Annotated in this window: 15 protein-coding genes; 6 read left to right on the top strand and 9 right to left on the bottom strand. The window is 37.1% G+C overall.

Features of this window, described 5'->3' with window-relative positions; translation table 11 throughout:
• The first annotated feature begins 230 nt into the window (after window positions 1-230).
• Window positions 231-1,892, top strand: a complete 1,662-nt coding sequence (locus A0F92_RS02425; protein ID WP_068241299.1) for a glutamine--tRNA ligase/YqeY domain fusion protein — start codon at window positions 231-233, stop codon at window positions 1,890-1,892.
• Between the two features lie 37 nt (window positions 1,893-1,929).
• A complete protein-coding gene (tilS, locus tag A0F92_RS02420) occupies window positions 1,930-3,279 on the top strand; it encodes a tRNA lysidine(34) synthetase TilS (protein ID WP_068241297.1) in 1,350 nt (449 codons plus the stop codon).
• On the opposite strand, the gene A0F92_RS02415 is transcribed toward tilS, so the two are convergent.
• The 5 genes from A0F92_RS02415 to glmS all read right to left on the bottom strand — a co-directional run bounded on the left by A0F92_RS02415 (window position 3,267) and on the right by glmS (window position 9,309).
• A complete protein-coding gene (locus A0F92_RS02415) occupies window positions 3,267-3,905 on the bottom strand; it encodes a rhomboid family intramembrane serine protease (RefSeq protein WP_253810071.1) in 639 nt (212 codons plus the stop codon). The two genes, tilS and A0F92_RS02415, sit on opposite strands and share 13 nt — an antisense overlap.
• A gap of 20 nt (window positions 3,906-3,925) precedes the next feature.
• The gene (locus A0F92_RS02410; protein ID WP_068241295.1) at window positions 3,926-4,399 is read right to left on the bottom strand and encodes a 23S rRNA (pseudouridine(1915)-N(3))-methyltransferase RlmH; all 474 of its coding nucleotides are present in this window, start codon (window positions 4,397-4,399) and stop codon (window positions 3,926-3,928) included.
• Between the two features lie 69 nt (window positions 4,400-4,468).
• Window positions 4,469-5,122: a hypothetical protein gene (locus tag A0F92_RS02405; protein WP_068241293.1), complete on the bottom strand. Its 654-nt coding sequence runs from the start codon at window positions 5,120-5,122 to the stop codon at window positions 4,469-4,471.
• Between the two features lie 86 nt (window positions 5,123-5,208).
• The gene (locus A0F92_RS02400) at window positions 5,209-7,446 is read right to left on the bottom strand and encodes a DUF4954 family protein (RefSeq protein ID WP_167516756.1); all 2,238 of its coding nucleotides are present in this window, start codon (window positions 7,444-7,446) and stop codon (window positions 5,209-5,211) included.
• 24 nt (window positions 7,447-7,470) lie between these two features.
• Entirely contained in the window at window positions 7,471-9,309 is a 1,839-nt protein-coding gene (gene glmS, locus A0F92_RS02395; RefSeq protein ID WP_068241291.1) for a glutamine--fructose-6-phosphate transaminase (isomerizing), read from the bottom strand.
• A gap of 82 nt (window positions 9,310-9,391) precedes the next feature.
• Here glmS and A0F92_RS02390 point away from each other — a divergent pair, with 82 nt between their 5' ends.
• Window positions 9,392-10,000, top strand: coding sequence for a GNAT family N-acetyltransferase (locus tag A0F92_RS02390; RefSeq protein ID WP_068241289.1), 609 nt, complete (start codon window positions 9,392-9,394; stop codon window positions 9,998-10,000).
• A gap of 65 nt (window positions 10,001-10,065) precedes the next feature.
• Here A0F92_RS02390 and A0F92_RS02385 read toward each other — a convergent pair whose 3' ends face one another.
• Entirely contained in the window at window positions 10,066-10,305 is a 240-nt protein-coding gene (locus A0F92_RS02385; protein ID WP_068241287.1) for a hypothetical protein, read from the bottom strand.
• A gap of 275 nt (window positions 10,306-10,580) precedes the next feature.
• Here A0F92_RS02385 and A0F92_RS02380 point away from each other — a divergent pair, with 275 nt between their 5' ends.
• Window positions 10,581-12,167: a peptide chain release factor 3 gene (locus A0F92_RS02380; RefSeq protein ID WP_068241285.1), complete on the top strand. Its 1,587-nt coding sequence runs from the start codon at window positions 10,581-10,583 to the stop codon at window positions 12,165-12,167.
• 48 nt (window positions 12,168-12,215) lie between these two features.
• Window positions 12,216-13,205, top strand: coding sequence for a YpdA family putative bacillithiol disulfide reductase (locus tag A0F92_RS02375; protein ID WP_068241283.1), 990 nt, complete (start codon window positions 12,216-12,218; stop codon window positions 13,203-13,205).
• A gap of 129 nt (window positions 13,206-13,334) precedes the next feature.
• Here A0F92_RS02375 and A0F92_RS02370 read toward each other — a convergent pair whose 3' ends face one another.
• Window positions 13,335-14,531 (bottom strand): pyridoxal phosphate-dependent aminotransferase, encoded by a 1,197-nt coding sequence (locus A0F92_RS02370; protein ID WP_068241281.1) that lies wholly within the window; start codon window positions 14,529-14,531, stop codon window positions 13,335-13,337.
• Between the two features lie 95 nt (window positions 14,532-14,626).
• Window positions 14,627-15,826 carry a serine hydrolase gene (locus tag A0F92_RS02365; protein ID WP_167516755.1) on the bottom strand — a complete coding sequence of 400 codons (1,200 nt, stop codon included), beginning with the start codon at window positions 15,824-15,826 and terminating at the stop codon, window positions 14,627-14,629.
• A 121-nt stretch (window positions 15,827-15,947) separates the two neighbouring features.
• Between A0F92_RS02365 and A0F92_RS02360 the strand changes: the two genes are divergently transcribed.
• Window positions 15,948-17,384, top strand: a complete 1,437-nt coding sequence (locus tag A0F92_RS02360) for an L-serine ammonia-lyase (protein ID WP_068241279.1) — start codon at window positions 15,948-15,950, stop codon at window positions 17,382-17,384.
• Window positions 17,385-17,413: 29 nt separating this feature from the next.
• Here the strand turns inward: A0F92_RS02360 and mqnE are convergent, their stop codons facing one another.
• Window positions 17,414-18,592 (bottom strand): aminofutalosine synthase MqnE, encoded by a 1,179-nt coding sequence (gene mqnE, locus A0F92_RS02355; RefSeq protein WP_068241278.1) that lies wholly within the window; start codon window positions 18,590-18,592, stop codon window positions 17,414-17,416.
• Window positions 18,593-18,740: the final 148 nt, after the last annotated feature.

The following is an 18,740-nucleotide window of genomic DNA, read 5'->3' as shown; positions in this document are numbered from 1 at the left end:
TATTTGTGCTGATTCATCAATTTGTAATACGCAGTTTCTTATTAGAATTGCAAAATAGGCTTTCTGCTGCTTTTAGATATGGTTTTAACAATTTTAATATAATAGGTTAAAAGTGCTTTAAAGCGAATTTTCTATAATGCATTCAATGGGTATAAATCATTGAACAAAGGCTTGCAGCAAGTTTTATATACGTGTATAACGTACATTTGTCCACTACAACCAACAGAGGTATGAGCGAAGAAAAAAGTTTAAATTTTCTGGAAGAGATTATTGAAGCAGATTTGGCATCGGGTAAATACAAACAAATTATTACCCGATTTCCTCCTGAGCCCAATGGCTATTTGCATATGGGGCATGCAACCAGTATTTGCCTGAATTTTGGACTTACAAAAAAATATGGCGGATACACCAACTTACGATTTGATGATACCAATCCGATAACAGAAGATACGGAATATGTAGAAAGCATTAAAGCAGATATTCGGTGGCTGGGCTTTGAGTGGAAACATGAATTGTATGCCAGCGATTACTTTGAAACATTGTATGGATTTGCTGTTCAGTTAATTCAAAAAGGATTGGCTTATGTAGACGACAGCACCAGTGAGCAAATTGCTGCACAAAAAGGAACCCCTACACAACCGGGCATAAACAGCCCGTATCGCAACAGAAGTGTAGAAGAAAATCTGCAACTTTTTGAAGCAATGCGCAATGGAAAATATCAGGATGGCGAAAAGGTTTTGCGTGCTAAAATAGATATGGCACATCCCAATATGCTCATGCGTGACCCTTTAATGTATCGCATTAAACATGCACACCACCATCGTACAGGAGATAAATGGTGTATTTATCCTATGTATGATTTTGCACACGGACAAAGTGATAGCATTGAAAATATAACACATTCCATTTGTACATTAGAGTTTGTTCCGCATAGGGAGTTATATGATTGGTTTATTGCGCAATTAGGTATTTACCCGTCACATCAATACGAATTTGCTCGCCGTAATCTTTCTTACACGGTAATGAGTAAAAGAAAATTATTGCAATTGGTAAATGAAAAATTAGTAGCCGGTTGGGATGACCCCCGTATGCCAACCATCAGTGCCATGCGCCGCAGAGGATATTTACCTGAAAGCATTCGCGATTTTTGCGATGGCATTGGTGTTGCCAAAAGAGAGAACCTGGTAGACATTGGTTTGTTGGAATTTTATGTACGGGAGCGTTTAAACAAAGTAGCGCTTCGCAGAATGGTTGTTTTTGATCCTTTGAAAATTACCATTACCAATTTTGCTGATGAAACCGAATGGGTTGAAACTGAAAATAATCCTGAAGATCCCAATGCCGGACTTCGCACCATGCCCTTTAGTCGCGAATTGTATATTGAACGGGAAGATTTTATGGAACAGCCACCCAAAAAATATTTCAGGTTAGCACCCGGACAAATGGTACGGTTAAAGAGCGCCTATATAATTCAGTGCAACGAAGTAATAAAAGATGCCGCCGGAAATGTAACTGAATTAAAATGTACTTATTTGCCGGAAAGTAAAAGCGGCAACGATACCAGCGGTATTCATGTAAAAGGTACCTTGCATTGGGTAAGTGTAGCGCATGCTGTACCCATAGAAGTAAGGTTGTACGATCGGTTATTTACCGTGGAAAATGTGGATGCTGCCGAAGGCAATTTTAAAGATTATTTCAATCCCAAATCTTTAGAAGTGATGCATACAGTATTTGCTGAGCCCGCTTTACAGAATGCAAACATTGCAGAGCGTTATCAGTTTATGCGTAAAGGATATTTTTGTCTCGATAAAGATTCCTACCCGCAAAAGCTCATATTTAACCGCACGGTTGGTCTTAAAGATACCTGGGCAAAAGAAATGAAAAAAGCATAGCATGCTTTTCAATGTATGGAGGCATTAATTGATATTTATGGATTTACTGCATGCATTTCAGCAAGAATGGGAAAAAAAATTTTCCTATCTGCACCCACAAAACTGCACCATATTGTTGGCAGTGAGTGGTGGAGTTGATAGTATGGTATTGCTTGATTTACTGCATAAAATGGGTTTTACATTAGCAGTGGCACATGTAAATTTTCAGTTAAGAGGAGAAGAAAGTTATAGAGATGAACGCATAGTGCAGGAAGCCACTCATCACTACCAAACAAAATTTTTTTTGAACAGGGTAGATACCGTAAAATTTGCAGCAACTGAAAAAGTTTCTATACAACTTGCAGCAAGGCAGCTACGTTACCAATGGTTTTATGAATTATTAAGCCATTCATTTTTTTCTGAAAAACTCAATGCTGTTATTGTAACTGCACACCATGCTAATGATAACATTGAAACATTACTACATCATTTTTTCAGAGGTACGGGCATTGAAGGCTTACAGGGTATTCCATCTAAAAATACTAAAATTATCCGACCACTTTTATTTGCTTTTAAAAAAGATATTTTGGCCTATGCGCAGCAAAATCATATTCGTTGGGTGGAAGATTCATCCAATGCAAGCGATCATTATACCCGAAATTTTATCAGGCTGCAACTCCTTCCTATACTACAACAACAATTTCCCAATATTGAAACAGTGCTTATTGAGAACATTCGGCGTTTTTCAGAAGCTACCGGTTTATATCAGCAGGCTATCGATTTACATCGAAAAAAATTATTGATACCCAATAAAGATGGATATCAAATTCCCATTGCCTTATTAAAAAAAACAATTCCTTTTCAAACCATTTTATGGGAATTGTGTAAGCCCTTTGGATGCACGCCGCAACAAATAGTAGAAGTTGAAAAAATACTGGATGCACAGAATGGAAGTATCCTGCAAACTCCAACCCATCGGTTTATCAGGAACAGAAACTGGTTGCTTATACAATCATTAACAGTATTAGCAGCAGATTTTATTGTTATACCTGCTTTTATCAATCATGTAGCTTTTGCGAACGGGAAATTGCATTTTGAGCATATGAAGCAACCCAAAAACCTCCAACTTTCGCCGGAAAGTATTGTAGTAGATGCGGCTGCCATTCAGTTTCCGCTGATTTTAAGGAAATGGAAAACAGGCGATTATTTTTATCCTTTTGGCATGCAACACAAAAAGAAAATCAGTCGGTTTTTAATAGATTTAAAGTTATCTGTCCCTGAAAAGGAGGCTGTTTGGGTATTAGAAATGAATAAAAAAATTATTTGGGTAATTGGATACCGTGCCGATAATCGTTTTCGTTTGTTTACTACATCAAACAACTGCATTAAAATTACCTATCTGAAATAGCCGGTAACTTCATTAATAAAATGATTTACAGGATTAAATGGGCTAAGAAATCTGGTGGTAATAATCAAAAATACAATCCCATAAATGGCTCCCCAAAAATGGGCGGAATGGTTAATTCGACTGCCACCTTTTTTTGATAAATAGGCTGATATGCCAAGATAAATTACGCCAAATATAAATGCCGGAAATTCAATAGGAATAAAGATTAAACCCAATGGTTGTGTAGGCGCTAAAAATACAAAAGCAAACACTACTGCCGATACAGCACCCGATGCACCCAAACTTCTGTATGAATTGTTATCTGTATTTTTAAAATAGGTAGGTAATAAACATACCACCAATGAACTGATATACAATATCAAAAACAAGGGTTTGCCTCTATCTCCAAAAATGGTCACAAAAAAACTTTCTATTGCTTCACCAAACATATAAAATGCATACATGTTAAAAGCCAGGTGCATAATATTTGCATGAATAAAACCGCAGGTAATAAACCGATACCATTGGTGCTGCCGGGTAATGGCCGGAGGGTAGAAGATGAGTTCGTCCATCAGCGCATCATTTGTAAACGCAATGAACGAAACAATACAAGTAACCGCAATGATGATGAAGGTAATTGAAATCATACAGATGATTTAGCAGCTATTTAAAGGTGATGATATTTTTCGTTTTTTAAAATAGTACATGCCCGGTATACCTGTTCTGCTAAAATTAGCCGTACCAACATGTGCGGAAAAACTAATTTTGACAGGCTCCACACAAAATCAGCACGTTTTAAAATTACATCATCCACACCAAATGCGCCCCCAATTAAAAAAATAATTTTTTTATGACCTGCATTGGCTCTTTGTTGCAAAAATTCGGCCAATGCAACGGAGGTAAATTGTTTCCCTCTTTCATCCAACAAAATCAGATAATCATCTTTTTGTAAAATATTAAGAAGCTTGGCGGCTTCTTCTTTTTTTAATTCAGATACTGACAGTGTGGCTGCATTTTTTACCGGTTTTATGATCACCCATTCAACAGAAAAATAGTTTTGAATGCGTTGGGTAAAATCTTCAATGCCGGTTTGCACAAATGTTTCATGTGGTTTACCTACCGACCAGAATTGAATTTTCATGTTATACTGTTTAAAACCGGATATATTACCATTAGTTGTTGCTAATTGATTGATAACATCAGGTACTTTTTAAATTTTAATAATTTCATAATTAATTACTAAAACATAAATGAATACTATCATTGCAAGAAAAATAAGCAAAAAAACAGGTATTAAGCCAATTAATAAATACAATTTGCTTTTGAACAAATTTTTGAAAGTAAATTGATTACTCATTTCCAACATGTCATCGTTGTGTGCTTTCAAAAAATTGTTTAAAAATTGTTGGTATTGTTGAAATGCCGGATTTAAAACACTTTCAATAATCAATTGAACAGAATCTTTGTTTTGTGGCAGGTGATTGTAATAATAAGCAATAAGTGTATTGTACTTTTTTCTGGCTATTTTTAAACTGTCTAAAATGAATCCGTCATTTTGGTGTAACAGGTTTTGATTAGAAATACTATCGAAACGGGCATTGTTTTGTGCAATAACCTGCTGCCAGTTTTCATTTGTATGTTTAGGTGTATTGCTCAATGAAGTTTGCAGGAATAATGACCAATTTGCATTGGATGATTGCAATATATTTTGACTAATGCCATTAAAGCGGGCTTCGTTATCAATTAATTTGCTGTATTCCTTGTCAATTTTAATGGCAAAAAAATAGTAAAAAATAAATGTAATTAAAAGGGTAAACGATAATAAAGCAATTAAACCCTTCTTTGAAAAAAAAATGGAGCCCATAGTATAGTTTTACGAACTACGAATATAACCAACAAATTAGATTGAAGCTTATCTGCTGGGGTAGTGGTTTAAATTTTCTTACCCCTTTATTTTTTAGCTTTTTCTGATAAATGCAGTTGCTCTGTTAATTGTTGCAACTTCTTTTTAAAGGTTTTCAGTTCTTTATTTTGTTGATTAATGAAAGTATTATCCGATAGCTTACCCATTACGGCTTCCATTTCAGCATCGGAACCATACACCATTTTTCGATAAGGATTGATATAATCTTTTTTTCGTGAAAGATATATTTGTTCAGTAATCCAGGTTTTTGTTTTGAGCGTTTCATTGAATAATTGCAATAAAAATGAATCATCCACTTTCTTCCAGTCAATATTATACAGTTCCGTAAGGGAGGCCAATGCATGCATGGTTTTTTCAAAAGGATATTTTTGGCCTTGCAATTGATAAAAATCATGTACCTCTTCCCAGTTTTTGATAATGCCTTTTTTAATGTGGGTTAATAATTGTTCAACAGTTGCATTTTCCATCAATTGCCCGCCTACATTGATCCACTCATTTCTTTTCGTGATTGTGAATGATTTTTTTAAGCTTGCAATGCTATCGATTTGGTTGGATGTTATCCATCCTAAAAGATGATTGGCTCCATAGTAGGCTATCATCTTTTTGTATAAATCGTACGCCTGACAAACTTTTATTACAACGGTTTTGCGTTTGGTATTCTCTACGCCGGGTAATACAATTTCTAATTGTTCAATAGTATTCAAATCTCTTTGTTCTAATAAACACTTGCCTTTTGCAATACAGGCTGTTGTATCATTTTGGCTGTTATTCGCTTCTTTATTGAAATAAGCTTTTCCGGTAATGTATGCTAATATTTCTAATGCCTGAAACATCTCATTGACGGTATCGGGGGCCAAAAAATCGTATTCTAGGTATTGAATTTTTTCCTGCCTTTTATCTCTGTCAATATATTTCCAGCTATTACGTGCCAATGCATACATGTTGTACATAAACCAATAGCCCGGCATAATAACAAGTTGATTCTTTTCATTATTCATACTTACCAATGAAAATGGTAAAGTGATGTTTAATTCAGCCGGATAATCGCCTTTGGCTAAAATGGTATAACTGGCAAATTTTGAATTGTGCTTCAGGCTAACGCATAAACCCGGCCAAAAGCCCCGGCCCATCACCATTTCGCCATCTGCACCTCTGGAGTTATGGTTTGAACCAATGGTGGCACCCGCTGCAATATTGCTTTGTCCCATTAAAAGTGCCGCACATAAAAATGAATTATTATGGTGTTGTTCATGTGCGGGAAAAATAAGTGAATTCAGTACCTCGCAGCAGGAAATAGTAGCATTATTGCCCAAATAGGAGTTAATTAATCTTGCACCATACTTTAATTGGGAATGCGAAGCCATAATAAATCTTACCGCCTTAACACCATAAAATATTCTGCATCCATAACCAATAATGCCGTTTACCAGTTCACAACCCTCACCAATTTGCGTTTGCCCTTCTTTACCGGAATTAATGGTTAAATTTTTTAATTTATTTGCTCCTTTAATATAGGCATCTTCACCAATCCAAACATCTTTTAAAATTGCACAGTTTTTAATAACAGTTCTGTTGCCAATTTTTCCGTAGTATCCTCTTTTTTGGTTAAACTGCTTTTCAGTAAAATTTTTAAATTGTTGCAGCAAAATAGAATCGTCTCTGTATTTGCTCCATAAATATGCATCGCCGGGTAACATGCCATTGAATGGAATTACGCTTCTGCCGCCATTTTCGTTGCAAATTTCCATCCAAATTCTAATGGCCTCGTCTTCCCCTTCTTTTACAATACCATTTCCAAACTTAGCATGGTTGGTAGTTACCATTTCATTAATATTGGCCAAAATACATTCATTGCCAATAATGAAATGCGAAAGATAATTTACATTGTCAATTACTACATTATCACCAATATCGCAACTAATGATGATGGAGTTGTATAAACCTACAGGAATGGTTAAATCACTAAAGTTAAGGCAAACCGGTTCTAATTTACCAATTCTAACCAGCCCAAAAAATTTACAATTTTTTACCAATTCAGGATTGAATGCATCGGATACCAGAATATTATTCCAGTCGTCACTGGTATTTCTGTTTTTAACCAAAGCTTCAATTTCATATGCCGTTAAGCGCCTGTATTGTATACCGCTTCTGTTCTGGGTATCTCTTAAATAATATTCATCTTTACCTTTTGGCAAAAACTGCAAAGGAATAAAATTGTATCCCAATTGTGGCATGGGTATTTTTTGAATATTATTTTCAGGCATTTGTTTTAATTTTAAGTTCATTCATTATTCAACGGTAACACTCTTGGCTAAGTTGCGTGGTTTATCTACATCATATCCTTTTGCAACCCCTACATAATAACTAAGCAATTGAAGTGGTATAACACTTAATAAAGGTGCTACAATTTCATCGGAATTGGGAACAAACATAATATCATCTGCCATTCCGGGTAATACTGTATCGCCCTCACTTACAACAGCAATGATAATGCCTTTGCGTGCTTTAATTTCCTGTACATTACTAATTACTTTTTCATAGTATCTGTCTTTTGTAGCTACAAATACTACGGGTAAGGTATTATCTACCAGGGCAATAGGGCCGTGTTTCATTTCGGCTGCCGGATATCCTTCGGCATGTATATAAGAAATTTCTTTCAGTTTTAAAGCGCCTTCCAATGCAACGGGGAAGTTGTATCCCCGGCCAAGAAATAAAAAGTCGTGCGCATTTTTATATTTTTCTGCAATACGTTGAATATGCGTAGTATCTTTTAAAATTTCTTTTACTTTTTCCGGAATGGCTTCTAATTCATGCATGAGTGCTTTATAACGTTCATGAGATAATGTGCCTTTGGCCAAACCTATTTTGAAAGCCATCATTGCCAATACGGCTAACTGACCGGTAAATGCTTTGGTACTGGCTACGCCAATTTCAGGGCCTGCATGGGTATAGGCACCTGCATGGCTTAACCGGGCAATACTACTGCCAACTACATTCACAACTCCAAAAATAAAAGCACCTTTTTCTTTTGCATTTTCTAATGCCACCAATGTGTCGGCTGTTTCGCCACTTTGTGAAATGGCAACAATAACATCTCCCTGGTGTATGATAGGGTTTCTGTATCTGAATTCACTGGCATATTCAACTTCTACCGGGATGCGACATAATTCTTCAATCATATATTCTGCAATTAAACCGGCATGCCAACTGGTACCACAAGCCACAATAATGATTCGTTGCGCCTGTGTAAGTGCTTCAATATGGTTTTCGATACCACTCATCATAATTTTTCCAACATCGGGTAACAAACGGCCACGTAAGCAATCGTGAATGGTTTCAGGCTGTTCGTAAATTTCTTTCAGCATAAAATGTTCATAACCGCCTTTTTCTATGGCAGCTAAATCCATATCCAATTGCGTTATGAAAGGGGTTTGTTTCTCGTTGCCTAAGTTTTTTAAAGTGAGTTCATCGGCCTTAACAATGGCAATTTCATAATCGTTTACATACACCACTTCTTTGGTATATTCAATAATTGGAGAGGCATCACTGGCTAAAAAATGCTCCCCTTTACCTATGCCAATTACCAACGGACTGCCCTTTCTGGCAGCTATGATAGTTTCAGGATCGTTTTTATCTACCAATAAAATACAATAGGCGCCTACAACTCTTTTTAATGCAATGCGAACGGCTTCTTCCAGGCTGCAAGCATTGTTTTTTTGAATGTCTTCTATAAAATTCAGTAATACTTCCGTGTCTGTATCACTGGTAAAGTGATAGCCTTTTTTCAGTAAATCATTTTTTATAGCAACGTAATTTTCAATAATACCATTATGAATCATGGCCAGATGACCAATGTTGCTGACATGCGGATGTGCGTTTCTATCGCTGGGTTCGCCATGTGTAGCCCAACGGGTGTGCCCTATGCCAATATGTGCATGTACATTTTTGCCAAGTGCTTCTTCTTCCAGTTCAGCTACTTTTCCTTTCTTCTTGTACACATTTAAAGCGCCATTATTTACCAATGCAACACCTGCACTGTCGTAGCCTCTGTATTCCAAACGTTTTAAGCCTTTAATAATAACCGGATAAGCTTCTCTTTTTCCAATATAACCAACAATTCCACACATAATAATCGAATTTAAGATGAGTGTGCAATATCCTAAATTTTAGCCGAAAAATTTGTAAGTTCATGCATAAAAGCTCTATTATATGCCTTCGCTATTCCCATTTTTGGAAGAAATTGTATTAGAAGATGAACGCGTACAATTGCGTAGTTTGCAAGCAGATGATGATGGAAACCTGCGTGTTTTTTCGCAGCATGAGCCGGAATTATGGCGATATTCTATTCAGTCTGCTGCCGGTGATGATTTGCTTAAACAATACATCAATAAGGCTTTGATGGATAGAAAAACAGGTATTTCCTATCCGTTTATTGTGTACGATAAAAAGTGGCAGGAATACGCAGGATGCACCCGATTTTATGATATTCAAAGCGCCCATGCAACTATGCAATTGGGGTATACCTGGTATGGAAAAAAATTTCAGGGAACGGGTTTGAATTTGCACTGTAAATATTTACTGCTTTCATTTGCTTTTGAAACGATAATGTTTGAAAGGGTAGAAGCCAGGGCTGATGCGTTAAATGTAAGAAGCATTGCAGCCATGAAAAAAACAGGATTTATTACGGAAGGGGTTTTGCGTAATAATGCATTGAGTGCAAACGGGAGAAGGAGAGATTCAATGGTATTGAGTATCTTAAGAAATGAATGGATGGAAGGGGTGAAACAAAGGTTGCAAGAATTGTGTAAAGTTATGTAGAAGACATTCCTTTTATTATTTCCAACCGCGCACTTGTTGCATGAAAGTAGATAGAAAGATAACATTTATTTGTTGGTTTTATGGATACTAAAAAGCCCTGCCAGAGTTGAATTGCTGGTCTCACAACTCTTCAACAAATGTTTGTTGTTGATATAACAAATACCTTCTGTTTGTATTTGTCTGTAACCACAGTCCACAAAAGTCTTGTTGTACATTACAATGACTCGTCCTGCAATGGTATAATAAGTAATTAAAACTGTAACGAGGGCAAACAATGTAATTTTTTTGAATAAAGCTTTGCTCATGTAGTTTTGATTTTGAGCAAAACTATTTATGCATTAAAAGTTTTAATGGTAGTTCAAGTGAATTAATAATTATATCATTTTCGGGTAACAATAACATAATATTTGTTGAACAAAATGGTAATATTAAATTTTTTATTCAATAAATATGTAATATTTAAATAATATATTTTGAGGCTGTTTAGCAGCTCTATCCTTCATTTTACCTGATAAACCCTGCAATTTTGTACCTTTGCGCTTTTTATAAGTGAAAAATTTAAAGTAATAGATACCAAAGCATGAATTATCAGCAGGAAATAGAACGCAGGAAAACATTTGCCATTATATCTCACCCCGATGCCGGAAAAACAACACTTACTGAAAAATTACTGTTATTTGGTGGTGCCATTCAAACAGCAGGGGCAGTAAAAAGCAATAAAATAAAAAAACACGCTACCAGCGATTTTATGGAAATTGAGCGCCAGCGTGGAATTTCTGTAGCTACCAGTGTAATGACCTTTGAATATGAAGGTTATTTAATTAATTTATTAGATACACCCGGCCATAAAGATTTTGCAGAAGATACTTACCGAACTTTAACTGCAGTGGATAGTGTGGTATTGGTTATTGATAGTGTAAATGGGGTAGAAGAGCAAACCCGAAGGTTGATGGAGGTTTGCAGAATGCGTGATACACCCGTTATAGTGTTCATCAATAAAATGGACAGAGATGGCAAAAATCGTTTTGATTTGTTGGAAGAAATTGAAAAAGAATTGAATATTGCTTTACACCCCATGACATGGCCTATTAATAGTGGGAAAGATTTTAAAGGGGTATACAATATTACCAATAAAAATTTATTGTTATTTACTGCCGGTACCAAAGCAGATGATGAAGATGTATTACAAATTGATGATTTGAATAGCCCAATAGTTGACAATAAAATTGGTGAACGCGATGCTGCACAATTAAGAGAGGATGTGGAACTGATTGAAGGTGTACATGGCAATTTGGTGATTGATGATTATTTGGCAGGAAAAGTAGCTCCCTTATTCTTTGGTAGTGCTGTGAATAATTTTGGGGTGCAGGAAATGTTGAATACTTTTATTCATATTGCACCTACTCCTAGAAACAGGGCTACCTCAAAAGGATCGGTAGCTCCGGATGATAGTACATTTAGTGGATTCATTTTTAAAATACATGCCAATTTAGATCCTCGTCATAGAGATCGAATAGCTTTTTTGAGAGTTTGCAGTGGTAAATTTGAACGTAGTAAATATTACCATCATGTTCGGTTGAATAAAGATATTCGCTTTAATAATCCCTATTCATTTTTGGCAAGAAGTAAAGATGTGATTGAAGATGCTTATCCTGGTGATGTGGTGGGTTTGTTTGATACCGGAAATTTTAAAATTGGTGATACACTTACAGAGGGAGCCAACTTTTATTTTCTGGGTATACCCACATTTTCTCCGGAAATATTCAAGGAATTGGTGAATAAAGACCCCATGAAAGCCAAACAATTGGAGAAAGGCATTCAGCAGTTAACCGATGAAGGTGTTGCGCAGTTATTTTCTCAATTTGGGGGAACCAAAAAGATTATTGGATGCGTTGGTGAGTTGCAGTTTGAGGTGATTCAATACCGGTTATTGCAGGAATATGGCGCTGCGGTTGAGTTCAGGTCGTTGCCATTTTATAAAGCCTGCTGGCTTACCAGCACGAATGCTAAAAAGTTAGAAGACTTTTTACGATTTAAGCAACAAAATACCGCAGAAGATAAAGACGGACATCCGGTATATTTAGCCCAAAGTGAATGGTTTTTAAATACGGAAATAACCAATAACCCGGATATTATTTTTCACTTTAGCAGTGAAATTCATAAGTAACTTTTGTTGAATAAATGAATTGATCCTAATTCGTATTAAATATTTGAGATGAACGAATCTGAAATACTCGATGTAATCATTATTGGTGGCGGACCCATTGGTTTGGCTTGTGCATTAGAAGCAAAAACACATCAATTAAATTATGTAATTCTTGAAAAAGGATGTCTGGTGAATTCATTGTACCATTATCCCATGAATATGACATTCTTCTCAACTTCTGAAAAGTTAGAAATTGGGGGAGTGCCATTTGTGAGCATTGCGTCAAAGCCTACCCGTAATGAAGCTTTGGAATACTATAGGCGAGTGGCCATTAAAGAACAACTCAATATTCATTTGTTTGAAAAAGTATTGTCTGCCAAGCCGTTACAGGAAAGAAATAAACCTGTTTTTGAGGTAAAAACTCCAAAGGCTACTTATCACAGTTACAATATTGTTATTGCAACGGGGTTTTATGATATTCCTTTTTTATTAAACGTACCGGGGGAAGATTTACCAAAAGTTACGCATTATTATAAAGATCCTCATTTTTATGCTTTTCAGCAGGTGATTGTGGTAGGTGCCAATAATTCGGCAGTTGATGCTGCATTAGAAACATGGCGTAAGGGCGCAAACGTTACCATGGTAATTCGGGAAAGCCAGATTGGTGAAAGGGTAAAATATTGGGTACGACCGGATATCATCAACAGAATTGAAGAAGGCTCTATCAGGGCATATTTTAATTCTGTTATTACGGCTATAGAACCACATCAGGTACATATTCAAACGCCGGATGGTGCGGTTACCATTCCCAACCAATGGGTGATTGCAGCTACGGGTTATCAGCCCGATTTCTCATTCCTGCAGCAAATGGGTATTCAATTGTCGGATGATGGGGTAAAGAAACCATCTTATGATGAAAACACACACGAAACCAATATACCCGGCATTTATTTGGCAGGAGTGGTTTGTGGCGGATTGAATACACACCGGTTATTTATTGAAAATTCGCGGGAACATGCGGTTAAAATTTTGAATCATATTGCCGCAAAAAATACATAATAGCATTAATAAACGGGATGGTATTTTGTAGTGGCTGCATACTGAACAGAACGTAGAAGTGTGCGACGCAACGAAGCTGCACAATGGTATAATGCCGGGTACAACAATACCATCCCGTTGGTAATTAGTTTATTGCAAAGTTGCAAGTGCATCTTTAATTCTTGCCCAGGCCTTTTCAATATTTTCCATGCTGTTGGCAAAAGAGAATCGAATACAGTTGGGTTCACCAAAAGCATCGCCCATTACGGATGAAACATGTGCTGTGTTTAGTAAAAACATGCTTAAATCGGCTGCATTGGCAATGGTTTCAGTGCCATTCTTTTTACCATAATAAGCACTTACATCAGGAAATACGTAAAATGCGCCCTGTGGTTCAAAACATTTAAAACCCGGAATGCTCTTTACCAATGCTAATGTTTTTTCTCTGCGGCGGGCAAATTCGGCAGTCATGGCACGTGAAGGTGCCAAATCGCCGGTAAGTGCTGCTACAGCTGCTTTTTGAGTGATAGAGCAGGTGCCACTGGTAAATTGGCCTTGCAATTTTTCGCAGGCTTTTACAATATCTGTATTGGCTGCAATATAACCCAAGCGCCAGCCCGTCATGGCAAAGCCTTTACTTAATCCGTTTATAACAACAACTCTTTCTTTAATAGAAGGGAATTGCGCAATACTTTCATGTTGACCAATGAAATTAATATATTCGTAAATTTCGTCAGATAAAATGGTTATTTTAGGATGCTTTTCAAATATTTTTACCAATGCAGCCAGTTCATCTTTCGTGTATACGGCACCGGATGGGTTACAGGGTGATGAAAACATGAATACACGGGTATTGGAGGTAATGGCTGCTTCTAATTGCTGTGGCGTAATTTTAAAATGATTTTCAACAGTGGTTCTTATTTCCACAACATGACCACGTGCAATTTTTACCAATTCTGAGTAAGTTACCCAATAAGGTGTAGGTATTATTACTTCATCGCCTTCATCCACTAAAGCAAGGATGGCATTGGCCAAACTTTGTTTGGCTCCGGTAGAGGTGATGATGTTTTCGGGTTGATAATCTAAATGGTTATCGCGTTTTAATTTGGTGCAAACGGCTTCTTTTAAATCGGCAAATCCGGCAACAGGTGTGTAATGGCTCCAGTTGTCGTTAATGGCTTTAATGGCCGCATCTTTTATATGTTGGGGGGTATCAAAATCGGGTTCGCCGAGGCTCAGGTCAATTACATCAATGCCTTTTGCCCTTAGTTCGCGGCCTAATTTGGCCATTTTGAGTGTTTCCGGTTCGCTAAAACGCAGTAGTAAAGTAGATAAATTGGTACTCATGATTCAATTGCTTTTTAAATGGCACCAAATGTACTTAATTACTGAACAGGTTTGTTAGAGAATTTTCAGCAGAAACTGTAAAAACTAAATAAAATTTACTGTTTTTGGTAATCGAATATAAATTCTGATAAATCCGGCAGATAGGTTCGTTTTCTGGTTAACTCATATTGGTAAATCAGTTGTCCGATATTTTTCATGAATGGATAGCCGATGGAATTATAATCATATTGATCATCGTTGTAAATGCCATCTGTATTGCAGGAAATGGTGGCACTCAACATGAATTCAACTTTGTTTTTTGTGTCGATGATATAGGACACGTCGGTTAAAAAACCATAAGCATCGCCTACCTTATTAAAAATTCGGATGTTTTGAGGTAATGCCCCTTTTTCAGAACCATACATTAAAAATTTGCAATAAGCATCCCAGTAAGTTGCGGTATCATAATTGGGATAATTGCTTTCGTGGGGGTAGGCACTCATCCAGTGTAATAGAAATTTTCTGTCGGCGGTTGTTAGGTTAAACTTGTTTTGCGGCGGAACGGATTCCGGAAAAATAACGGAGCGAAGCATATGGGTTAAATCTTGTAAATACACCCTATTTTTTTCTGAAAAATTGAAGGGCTGGTTAAGCAACTTTCCATTGCTATAATAACCCTTTCCTAAAAACACTTTCAGGTTCGGCAATGGGTCATCGTTATATTGCGCCGGTTGATGCCATAATTGTTTGCCTGAAGTGTCGTAAAAAGCGCAGGCATTGGTTTGGCGGTTTTGTTCATCCGTTAAACTTACCTGTAGCCGATGGCGTATAATGGCATTAGGATAACCTTTTTGTTTGAGTTGATTTAGGATGGTATTTTGCCCTAAAAATTCATAAAGGCGATTAAATGCATCATTGTCGCTTACCAAAAAAATTTGTTTGATGTAATTGGCAATGGTAGGCCGGCTATCTATGGCTGTAGGCTGTGTAAAAACAAAACTTTGTTGGGGCGCACTGCTATCTGTAATCAGCGTAGTGTTGGCATTTATTTCGGGAATATTGAGTGAATTTAATTTTTCCAATGCCAAAAAAGCAATGGGCATTTTTACCGTGCTGGCCGGATAAAAATAATTGTTATTAGAGGTATTAAAATGGAATTCTTTAAAAATGGGTTGATTGTTTTTATCGCGGTTAATTTGAGTGTAAATAATCTGAATATTATATGCTTGCCGGTTTTGTAATATGGCTGAAAATTGACTGGGATGTTGTTGCATCAAAGTTTCTATGAAATTAACTGGAAGTTTATTCTGCATCATTTTTTTAGGGGTATTGCAGGCAAATAATATTGCGACGATAAAAAAAGTAAACATTTTTTGAAGCATTTCCAAATATACAAATCCTGTAACATTACATGAAGCCGGTGCCTAACTTTGCATTATGGTAAATCAGGTACATGAGTCTATATCATTTTTTGATATTTTTAAAATAGGCGTGGGGCCTTCCAGTTCGCATACTTTAGGCCCATGGAAAGCAGCTTTGCAATGCGTTAGTAATTTACAAAGTGCTCATCAATTACAGATAGTGCAAAAAATACAGGTGTTACTGTATGGTTCATTAGCCAAAACAGGGCATGGGCACGGTACTGATATTGCAGTGATGATGGGCCTTTGCGGCGAAAATCCTGAAACAATTGATGTGAATACCATTCTACCCAAAGTGGCTCATATTCAAGCACATAGCACCCTATATTTAGGCAGTGAAAAAGCAGTTCCTTTTCGTCCTGCAACGGATATTATTTTTCTGAAACAGGAAAATTTGCCTTTTCACCCCAACGGACTTTCTTTCTTGATAACATTGAAAGATGGGCAGCAAATATGTGCTACCTATTATTCTATAGGTGGTGGTTTTATTGTTCAGGAAGGAGTGCAACAGGCAACAACCTACCATTCTGTTGAATTACCTTTTCCGGTTAATACTGCGAACGATTTATTGCGTTGGTGCATGAAAGGGCTTAGCATTAGTGATGTGGTGATGGAAAATGAACTGGCGTGGCGCAGTGAAGAGGCCACTCGCGAAGGTGTTTTACATATTTGGGAAACCATGCGGGATTGTATTTACAGAGGGTGCCATACACAGGGCGAATTGCCCGGTGGGTTAAAAGTAAAACGCAGGGCATTTGAGCTGAATAAAAAATTAATGGGTGGTACGGTTGCTCCGGATTATGCTACCTGGCTCAGTAAAATACAGGCAGGGGGCAATTGTTTTCAATATACATTAGATTGGGTGAGTTGTTTTGCTTTGGCCGTAAATGAAGAAAATGCATCGTTTGGAAGGGTGGTAACTGCACCAACCAATGGCGCTGCGGGTGTAATTCCTGCCGTATTACAATATTTTATTTGTTTTTGTAATGGGAATGAAACGGATAAAATTATTCGTTTTCTGTTAACGGCCTCTGAAATTGGTTCAATTTTTAAAAAAGGGGCTACTATTTCTGCGGCAATGGGTGGCTGTCAGGCCGAAATTGGTGTAAGCAGTGCCATGGCAGCCGCTGCTTTAACTGAATGTATGGGAGGTAGCCAGCGACAGGCATTAATGGCTGCAGAAATTGCCATGGAGCATCATTTGGGTTTAACCTGCGACCCCATTGGCGGGTTGGTACAAATACCCTGTATTGAACGCAATACCATGGGTGCCATTAAGGCCATTACCGCATCGCAATTAGCTTTGCAAAGTGCTCCCGATTTTGCCAAAGTAAGTTTAGACAAAGTAATTAAAACCATGTGGGATACGGCTTTAGATATGAACAGCAAATACAAAGAAACCTCCGATGGTGGTCTTGCTGTAAATATTCCATTGGGTTTAAGTGAATGTTGATGTGCTAACACATGATTGAACTGAATAGATTAATTCAATAATGGATTGGCAACAATAGCATCGTAACTTAAATTGCTGTAATCTCTTATTTCATGGTACAGTGTATCTCTTTCTACGGGTTGGCGGTTTACCTGTTTAATCAGGGTCACTAAATCGGCGGTTGACATGCTTGGATTTTGTTCTTCACTTCCCGCCATTGAATAAATTTTGGTAGAATCATCAATGGTGCCGTCAATATCATTCACACCAAACTGAATTGTAAGTTGTGCATTCTTTCTGCCCAACATAGGCCAATAGGCTTTCATATGCGGGAAATTATCTAAATACAGCCTTGCTACTGCATACATTTTTAAATCTTCCACAATGGTTGATTCCGGCACATGGCTCATGTCATTGTCTTTATTCCTGAATTTTAAAGGAATAAATGTGTTAAACCCGCCGGTTTCATCCTGCAATTGACGCAAACGTTCCATGTGGTCAATCCGGTGCCAGTATTTTTCAATATGGCCATACAACATGGTGGCATTGGTATGCATGCCTAATTGATGTGCCGCTTTATGAATGTGTAACCAGCCATCTGCATCTACTTTGTCTGCACAAATTTGGGTACGTATTTCCGGATGAAAAATTTCAGCACCGCCACCGGGTAATGAGTCTAAACCTGCTTCATGTGCTATGCGCATGCCTTCTTCAACAGAAACTTTGGCTTTTCTAAACATATAATCCAACTCAACGGGAGTAAATGCTTTAATGTGTAAATCGGGGCGATGTGCTTTAATGGCTTTTAACAGCGCGGTAAAAAACTGTAAATCCATTTTAGGATGAACACCACCCACAATATGCACTTCAGTAACCGGTTTGCCATCATAGCTTTTCACAATATCCAGCATTTGTTCAATGCTCAGTTCCCAGCCTTCTTCGCGGTGTGCATATAAACGCGAATAGGCACAGAATTTACAACTGAACACACAAACATTGGTAGGCTCGATATGAAAATTACGATTGAAATAAGTTTTATCACCATGCTTTTGTTCTCGTACAAAGTTGGCCAATGCACCTAAAAATGGTAAAGAGCCTTTTTCAAATAATTGTACACCTTCTTCAAAACTGATACGCTGATTGGCAAATATTTTTTTGGCAATGGGTTGTAAATTTTTATCGGCTGTTTGAATCAGCATATCTGAGGAGTTATATACAGTTGCTTTCATCTTCTATTTTTTTTTTGACAGGCAAAACTACCATTATAATTGTTTACATGAAGGGAATGTTAAGCAATAACCAAAAATTACTATCTTCCGTTTTAAATTATTATTAACCTTGCTTGCTCTGAATGGAGTTACCTGGCGTTTTAAAATA

The organism is Hydrotalea flava (genome assembly GCF_001623405.1).
Classification (GTDB): domain Bacteria; phylum Bacteroidota; class Bacteroidia; order Chitinophagales; family Chitinophagaceae; genus Hydrotalea; species Hydrotalea flava.
Note: the sequence above shows the minus strand (reverse complement) of the source record. Positions and strands in the feature narration are given on the sequence as shown.

What these genes read in the sequence shown, in the direction of transcription:
- A0F92_RS02425 (WP_068241299.1), top strand. Translation starts at nt 231, where the DNA reads ATGAGCGAAGAAAAAAGTTTAAATTTTCTGGAAGAGATTATTGAAGCA.
- tilS (WP_068241297.1), top strand. Translation starts at nt 1,930, where the DNA reads ATGGATTTACTGCATGCATTTCAGCAAGAATGGGAAAAAAAATTTTCC.
- A0F92_RS02415 (WP_253810071.1), bottom strand. Translation starts at nt 3,905, where the DNA reads ATGATTTCAATTACCTTCATCATCATTGCGGTTACTTGTATTGTTTCG.
- A0F92_RS02410 (WP_068241295.1), bottom strand. Translation starts at nt 4,399, where the DNA reads ATGAAAATTCAATTCTGGTCGGTAGGTAAACCACATGAAACATTTGTG.
- A0F92_RS02405 (WP_068241293.1), bottom strand. Translation starts at nt 5,122, where the DNA reads ATGGGCTCCATTTTTTTTTCAAAGAAGGGTTTAATTGCTTTATTATCG.
- A0F92_RS02400 (WP_167516756.1), bottom strand. Translation starts at nt 7,446, where the DNA reads ATGCCTGAAAATAATATTCAAAAAATACCCATGCCACAATTGGGATAC.
- glmS (WP_068241291.1), bottom strand. Translation starts at nt 9,309, where the DNA reads ATGTGTGGAATTGTTGGTTATATTGGAAAAAGAGAAGCTTATCCGGTT.
- A0F92_RS02390 (WP_068241289.1), top strand. Translation starts at nt 9,392, where the DNA reads ATGCCTTCGCTATTCCCATTTTTGGAAGAAATTGTATTAGAAGATGAA.
- A0F92_RS02385 (WP_068241287.1), bottom strand. Translation starts at nt 10,305, where the DNA reads ATGAGCAAAGCTTTATTCAAAAAAATTACATTGTTTGCCCTCGTTACA.
- A0F92_RS02380 (WP_068241285.1), top strand. Translation starts at nt 10,581, where the DNA reads ATGAATTATCAGCAGGAAATAGAACGCAGGAAAACATTTGCCATTATA.
- A0F92_RS02375 (WP_068241283.1), top strand. Translation starts at nt 12,216, where the DNA reads ATGAACGAATCTGAAATACTCGATGTAATCATTATTGGTGGCGGACCC.
- A0F92_RS02370 (WP_068241281.1), bottom strand. Translation starts at nt 14,531, where the DNA reads ATGAGTACCAATTTATCTACTTTACTACTGCGTTTTAGCGAACCGGAA.
- A0F92_RS02365 (WP_167516755.1), bottom strand. Translation starts at nt 15,826, where the DNA reads ATGATGCAGAATAAACTTCCAGTTAATTTCATAGAAACTTTGATGCAA.
- A0F92_RS02360 (WP_068241279.1), top strand. Translation starts at nt 15,948, where the DNA reads ATGGTAAATCAGGTACATGAGTCTATATCATTTTTTGATATTTTTAAA.
- mqnE (WP_068241278.1), bottom strand. Translation starts at nt 18,592, where the DNA reads ATGAAAGCAACTGTATATAACTCCTCAGATATGCTGATTCAAACAGCC.